The sequence below is a fragment of the Streptomyces sp. NRRL B-1347 genome (genome assembly GCF_000720325.1).
In the GTDB taxonomy this organism is placed as follows: Bacteria; Actinomycetota; Actinomycetes; order Streptomycetales; family Streptomycetaceae; genus Streptomyces.
The window spans coordinates 77,702-84,236 of sequence record NZ_JOJM01000030.1 but is presented as its reverse complement, the minus strand read 5'-3'; the positions used below and the strand labels follow the sequence as shown (position 1 = coordinate 84,236).

The window sequence follows — 6,535 nt, the reverse complement described above, 5'->3', positions numbered from 1 at the left end:
TTGCACACCGACTACCGGCGGCCGATCGCGACCTTTACACAGACCATCTCCACCGTCATCGCATTGCACTTTTACAAACTGGCCTCTGAATAAGCCTCCATGACTACGAGCGCTGAACATGTTGTCGTCGTCGGGGCCGGGATCACGGGCATGACCGCCATCGACGCAGGAGAGCAAGCCGCCAAACGCGTCATCCTCCACCACCGGTGACCGGCGACCATATCGCCAACATGGAGCGGAAAGAACATGACTGAATTCACTGGGCACCCCAGAACGTGGTACGTCGCTGGTTTCAGCAGAGACCTTCGCCCCGGCGAGATCGCCAACAACACGCTGGCCGGGAAAGCGGTCACCCTGTACCGGACCGCGAGTGGATCAGTTCAGGCCATCGATCCCACGTGCCCTCACCAAGGCGCCCATATCGGCAAGGGCGGCTTCGTCAAGGGCAATAATATCCACTGCCCTTTCCATCAGTTCGCCTATGCGCCTGACGGAAGGTGTGTCTCTACGGGTTGGGGAGCCCCGCCCCCGAAGGTGAGCCTTGCCAAATATCCTGCTCATGAAGCCAATGGCCTCATTTACCTTTGGATGCACCCGGACTCGCCTGAGTGGACACCCAAGACCTACGACACCGCGCGCTATACCCAGCAGTACGCCTGGGCCAGGACATACAGGGGCCATCCACTCGACCCAGTCGAAAACGGTACCGACTATCAGCACTTCCGGTTCATCCACCACATAGAGCCAGCGACGCCCATCACGCCGATGGTCATCGACAAGCACATACTGACCCTGAACCTACTGGTGCCTGGATTCTGGACCTCCTACCGCCCCACGCATCTCACACTGTGCTTCGAAGGGCCAGGGATCGCGACAGGGCACATCGAGATTCCTGGAACACCATTCCATGCCATGGAGATCGCCTGCTTCACGGAGCGTGAACCCGGGCGTGTGACCATCTACAAGCTATCCCGGGCCACCCTGGATATCCCTCTTGGCCCCGCGAAGCTATTGACTGACCGCATCCTGGCCTACGTGACTGGAAAGGCGTCAGCAAAACAATTCCGGAGTGATATTCGGATTTGGGAGCATCGCAAATTGCTCGCTCACCCACGCCTCACCGAAGGGGAACAGGATATCGCCGCATGCCGCCGATGGGCCAGGCAATTTTATGAAGGGTGAGACAAGGTCACCGCGCCAGGGCGTCACCCATGGGCGTCCATGATGATACGCAGGAATCAAAGGCTGACACTGTCAGTCAAAGCTGAACATCGAGGTGGAATTCATGGAAATCCGTCACTCGTCGGACGTGAATTCGTCAGAGAGTGTTGCCAATTCGTCCAGATTCGTGGAGGATCTTCCGCAGACAGTTTCGGTCAATCTGAATGGCGATACCGGGCAGGCCTTCGATACATTAGGTAAAGGGGACGCATCGACTAGCTTCTTCATGCCGTTCCCCACTACCGCGGCGAGTCCGTGGCTAGCTGAAACCAGGACGCTAATGTGGGATTGGATCGACGAGTTGGGACTGGCCCCTGCCCCCGCCGCGCGTCAGCATGTCAGCCGCACCAATCCGGAATTATTGGCCGCCCGCTGGTACCCCTCGGCCGCACGGGGCTACCTGCCATTGCTGGCCGAATTCTGTGCATGGGGATTCATCGTTGACGACGAATTCGATGAAGGAGCCTTGGGCCACAGTGCCGTACTTGCCGGCCAAGCGGTCGGTGAACTGTGCACTGTCCTCGACAACGGAAGTGTGGCTGCAGCATCGCCTCTGGGCGCTGCTCTCGGTGACCTGTGGAAGCGGGCCACCCTCGGCAGGTCGCAGGGCTGGTGCCGCCAGTTCGCGGCCAACATCAAAGGCTGGCTGGTCACCTACCACCGGACGGCGCTCGAGCGCGAGACGGACTTCCTGCCCGGCGTCGAGGAGTTCCGCGAATACCGCCAGTTCGCGGTCGCCATGCACATGTTCATGGATCTGGCTGAACCAGTCATGGGGATCGACCTGCCAGACCGGGTCCGATATGCCTCAGCGATCCTGGATATGCGCCGCGCCACCGCCGAACACGTCGCTCTGTTCAACGACATCGTCTCCGCCCGCAAAGAGCGCGGCCACGGATTCGACTACAACCTCGTCCTGGCCATCGAGCGCATCACGCAGTGCGGCACCGTGGACGCCATCCATCGGGCGAACTCGATCGTCACCGGCGTGGTGCACAACTTCCTCGATGCCCGCCGCCGCATGCCCGCTGAACTGTCCGCTGCCGGATGCGACCGCGAGACGATCACGAGAGCACAGACGTACGCCGATGCCCTTGTCCGCTTGATCCGCGGCGACCTGGACTGGCACCTGGAAACCCAGCGGTACACCCACCCGGAAGAACTGGGCGTTGGACTGCCCGAATACGTCCCCGACCTATTCGGGCTCCGCACCTCGGGCCCCGCCCACACGAGGGCCAGGAGAGCGACATGAGCAGGCATCCGGCCGACCCCCGCTCCAGGATCATCGTCGTCGGCGCAGGCATCGCCGGGCTCACCGCCGCTTTCCGCCTGCAGACACTCGGCTACGACGTGACAGTCCTGGAATGCGAGGACCACGTCGGTGGCCGCATGCGCACCATCTCCCATCAAGGCTACCGATTGGACCTCGGCGCGATCTGGCTGTCGCAGGGCTACTCCCACATGCTCTCGCTGGCCTCCGATGCCGGCCTCACCGCGCACATCGAACCCACATCCAGCACCATCGGCCTGGTCCGTGACGGACTCGTCCACCGCCTCCGCCTCGACCGTCGCAGCGACCTTGCCCGCACCAGACTGCTCAGCATGCGCTCCAAAGTCAGAGCCCTCGCCCTCCTCCGCGACGGGGCCAAGGCACGGCCCCTGCTGAGCTGGGACGATCTGTCAACGGCTGCGCAGTTGGACAGCGAAGACGCACGCGCCTACGCGCTGCGGCGCCTCAACCCCGAACTGCTGGACTACTTGATCGACCCGCTGTCCCGGGTCTGCTACTTCCTGCCGCCCGAGCAGGTGTCAGCGGCTGGCATCCACATCGGTATGAGCACACTGTTCGGTGCCGGCACCTTCAACTTCACCGACGGCATCGATACGCTTCCCCGCCTGCTCGCCGATCAGCTCACCGTCACTCTCGGCGCTCGCGTCATCCACGTCCGGCAGAACACCAACGGCGTCCAGGTTCGATGGGAAGACGCACAGAGGCATCGAAGGACCGAGAACGCGGCGGCCTGCGTGCTCGCAGTGCCCGCCCCCACCGCAGCAAACCTGGTACCCGACCTTCCCGATACACACCGTGACTACCTGGCCGGCCTCGAATACCTGCACGGCGCGCACATCTACTTCGGCGTCACCAGGCCCGTCGAGGAGGAGGCCACTTTCGTGGTCTTCCCCACCCGCGAAAACCCACACGTCAGCTATGTCGTCTTCCACCCCCGGTGCTCTCCCGGGCGCGTGCCGCCAGGGCACGGACTCGTCACGATCAAGCTCGACGGGGAGCTGGGCGAGAAACACCGGCACACCGATGACCCCCAGGTCGCCGCCGACGCACTTGACTGTCTCGACGACGTCCTCCCACAGGCGGCCCACCACATCCGCAGCCACCTGGACATGACCTTCGTGCACCGCTGGGAACAGGCCATCGTCCACCGATCCGCAGGCGGCTACCACCTGCTCCAGCAGTTCACCGGCAGCTACCCCTCTTCGAGTCGTATCCAATTCGCCGGCGACCACATGTCGTTCAGCTCGACCAACGCGGCGATCGCCACCGGGCAAAGCGCCGCCCAACGCACCGCACACGCTCTCCACAGAGAGGGAAAAGAGATGGATGAACTCAGATAATCGCGTGTCCAGGGGCGCCCCTATCGATCATGTCGCGCCCAGGGCAAGTGCCCGCAGGGGCACGTCAAAGGAATTCAGCAATACGGTTCTGACCGTATAGGGAAGGGATGCACATGAGTACAACCGGTCGAGCGATCGTCGTTGGTGCCGGCGTTGCCGGGCTCACCGCAGGGTACCGACTGCGCGAATACGGCTACTCCGTCACCGTCTTGGAGCAGGCCCCCCATCTCGGTGGCAGGATGGGCACGGTCTCTCAAGGCGGGTTCAGGCACGATCTTGGCGCGCTGTGGATGGGCGGGAGCTACCAAGCAGCGGTACGTCTGCTGGAAGAGCTCGGCTTGAATTCGGCAGCCATCAAGACATCCAACATCTTCGGGATCTACCGAGACGGGGAGACCCATCGCTTCAACAGCACGGAGCTCGACAAGGACCTCGCCGTCACCGAACTGCTGAGCCCTGAAGCCAAGCTACGTGCCGGCGCGCTTCTGCAGGATGTCGGCGCGGCCTCGAAACATCTGGTCGCCGATGACTTTTCCGCAGCCCAAGCCTGGGACACGGAAAGCGCGCGCTCCTACGCCCTGCGGCGACTCGATGAGGAACTGCACGACTACCTGGTCGAGCCGATAGTCTCTGGCATGTCGTTCACCTCCTCGGACAAGGTGTCGGCCGCCATGCTCCTCTTCCTGACGAAGATCTTCGTCGGAGCCATGGCCTTCAACTTCGAAACAGGCCTGGTGGCCTTGCCCGAGAGGCTTGCCCAGGATCTACACGTAGAAACCAACGCGCGCGTCGAGCGGGTGCAAGAGGACACAGACCGCGTACACGTGCGTTGGCGGGACCAGACCGGGGCCGAGCGCACAGAGCAAGCCGAGGTCTGTGTCGTGGCCGTCCAAGCACCGCTCGTTCCCGGACTCCTGCCGCATCTGACTCAAGCCCAGCAGGAATACCTGAGCACGGTCACCTACGCCCGTGACGTGTTCGTGCACTTCGGCGTCGACGAACCACCCGCCGAGCCTGCCTGGTTCGTACTTGTGCCGCAGTGTGAGCACCCTGACCTGAACTACGTCAGTTTCGATCACCACCGAGCCCCCGGACGTGCCCCTGAAGGCAAGGGCCTGATGCGGGTGGGTTTCCGCAACAAGTGGTGCGCGGACCGCTGGCAGCTGGACGACGCCGGCGTCGCGGCCAACGCGCTCAGCACACTCCGAGCAGTGTTTCCCGACCTGGCCGACCACATCGAAGACCACCAGGAGATGGCCTTTGTCGGCCGCAACGAACACGCATTGCTGCAACGCGGCCCGGGTGACGCCACCCGGCTGCGGCACTTCCAAGACGGCCTCGATCCACACTCACGCATCCAACTGGCGGGTGACTTCCTCTCCTGGAGCGTCATCGACGCCGCCCTCGCCACGGGGGAGAGCGCCGCGCGCAGCGCTCACCGTGCCGTGACCGAGCGGCAACCATGACAGCCAGCGGCCTTGGCTCGCCGACCACACCCACGCCACGGTGCGCCCCCCACGCTGGAGATTGTCTCCTGCCTGAGCTGTGCCCCTCCAAGTCGACATCCACCGCTACGTCCTCAACCCCTCTGTTTCATAGGTGACCACACATGAAACACCCGGACCGGAAGAGGGAGACCTGCGGATCTTCTGTTTCATGAGTTGTTCCAAACCAGCCGCACGGTGAACGCGTTCATGAAACGCTTCCGGCTTGTGAGCGACGACTTCAAGAGCGTGGAAACCAACCCCTGCCCGATGTCGACCTGCGCCGCCCCGCCAGGATCCCCCTGCCGCACCGGCAAGGGCAAGGTGGCCATCCAGTACCACACCGCCCGCTTCCGCCTCGTGCCCCAGCTCGCCAAGACGCTCAGCGTCCCGGTCCCCGCCGTACGCAAGCCGGGCTCGGTGTGGACCGAGCTGCCCTGGCCGGTCCACACCAGCGCCGAGCCGGCCGGACACGTCAGACTCGGGTACGCCCGTGCGTCCACGGTTCGGCAGTCCCTCGACGCGCAGCTCGACTCGCTCGCCGAGGCAGGGGTGAGCAGGATCTTCTCGGAGAAGATTTCCACCCGCGCCGTACAGCGGCCCGAACTGGAGGCCGCGGTCAAACTCGCCGGTGAGATCCGCTCCTCCGGGGTCGCCGTCACCCTCGTCGTCCACGAGCACAAGCGGCTCGGCCGCGGCATCGAACTGGCCATGCTCGCCGAGCAACTGAAGGCCGGCGACATCGGACTGGAGTTCCTCACCGGGGAGCTGCAGGGCTCACACGATCCCTCCGGGATCGTGTTCACGGTGCTCGCCGCCATGTCCGGCATGGAACGCGAGTACATCCGCGACCGCACCCTCGAAGGCCACGAATCCGCCCGCAAGCGCGGCAAGACCATCGGCGGCGCCACCGTCGGCGACGAATCCATGCTCTCCATGGCCATCCACCTGCGAGAGCAGGAAATGAGCCTGCGCGACATCGCCAAGAAGCTCGTCATCACCACCGGCAAGAAGAAGGGGCTGCACTCCTCCCCAGCGACCGTGATGCGGATGCTGCGCGAACACGACGAGCAGAAGGCCACCGCGGCCGGTGTGGAGGAAGAAGCGGCCGGACGGTGAGCCCCGAGGACAAAGACGTCAGATACCGCTGAGTATTCCGCGCCATTTACCCGTCAAAGTCACACACTCGACAGCTCCTT

5 protein-coding genes are annotated in these 6,535 nt (G+C 63.6%); all 5 read left to right on the top strand.

All coding sequences use genetic code 11. The annotated features are described in order from the left end of the window. Nucleotides 1-246 precede the first annotated feature (246 nt). The 5 genes from IG74_RS49635 to IG74_RS0124545 all read left to right on the top strand — a co-directional run bounded on the left by IG74_RS49635 (nt 247) and on the right by IG74_RS0124545 (nt 6,455). The gene (locus IG74_RS49635; protein WP_078869006.1) at nt 247-1,182 is read left to right on the top strand and encodes a Rieske 2Fe-2S domain-containing protein; all 936 of its coding nucleotides are present in this window, start codon (nt 247-249) and stop codon (nt 1,180-1,182) included. 103 nt (nt 1,183-1,285) lie between these two features. Next, nucleotides 1,286-2,473 (top strand): terpene synthase family protein, encoded by a 1,188-nt coding sequence (locus IG74_RS52200; RefSeq protein WP_158857747.1) that lies wholly within the window; start codon nt 1,286-1,288, stop codon nt 2,471-2,473. Then, nucleotides 2,470-3,852, top strand: a complete 1,383-nt coding sequence (locus tag IG74_RS0124555; RefSeq protein ID WP_051855254.1) for a protoporphyrinogen/coproporphyrinogen oxidase — start codon at nt 2,470-2,472, stop codon at nt 3,850-3,852. Before IG74_RS52200 ends, IG74_RS0124555 begins: the two co-directional genes overlap by 4 nt. 113 nt (nt 3,853-3,965) lie before the next feature. Then, nucleotides 3,966-5,318 carry a protoporphyrinogen/coproporphyrinogen oxidase gene (locus tag IG74_RS0124550; RefSeq protein ID WP_158857745.1) on the top strand — a complete coding sequence of 451 codons (1,353 nt, stop codon included), beginning with the start codon at nt 3,966-3,968 and terminating at the stop codon, nt 5,316-5,318. 228 nt (nt 5,319-5,546) lie between these two features. After that, the gene (locus tag IG74_RS0124545) at nt 5,547-6,455 is read left to right on the top strand and encodes a recombinase family protein (RefSeq protein WP_234334440.1); all 909 of its coding nucleotides are present in this window, start codon (nt 5,547-5,549) and stop codon (nt 6,453-6,455) included. The last annotated feature ends 80 nt before the right edge of the window (nt 6,456-6,535 follow it).